The 506-nt window shown below is 45.7% G+C and carries 1 pseudogene; it reads left to right on the top strand.

The window, feature by feature from the left end:
* Positions 1–506: pseudogene (locus V7K42_RS13540) on the top strand (calcium-binding protein); the annotation flags it as partial.

The raw sequence follows: 506 nt of genomic DNA, 5'->3' as shown, positions 1-506 counted from the left end.
ATTAGCGATTACTCCTCACTAGAAATTAACGCGGCAGTGGCGATTGATCCAACTAAGCCAGGACTTCTCCCAAGCACCCTTGGGGCTTTAGTCGATCAATCTACAGGTACTCCTTACTCCAATACCAACTCTAAAATCACATTCACTTTCTTTAACGACGGGACAAAGGGTAATCCGGCTCTGTTTAAAGCTCCACCTGTTGGTTTTAGCGCCAACCAATTCACAAGTGTGGCAACAACCTCAGCCTACGACGATCTCAAGGTTAAGCAGATATTAAACGAGATTGATGGATTGAACGATTCCGGTACGATCAAAGTAGGCACTCCGGCAATTTTTGGCTTGAATTTCCAAGCTGTCAGCGTCGGCGAGAAAGAGACTGCCTCTCAATTTAATGGTGGCGGGATTGACAAAGATGGCAATGCCCGTCCTGACCTGGTAAGTGCAGTAGCCCACACTGATGCTAGCATCGGTATGATTTTGAATGAACTGAAAAAGAAAGGATTAGA

This window comes from Nostoc sp., from assembly GCF_036917455.1.
Lineage (GTDB): Bacteria > Cyanobacteriota > Cyanobacteriia > Cyanobacteriales > Nostocaceae > Nostoc.
This window is presented reverse-complemented; position numbering and strand designations above follow the sequence as displayed.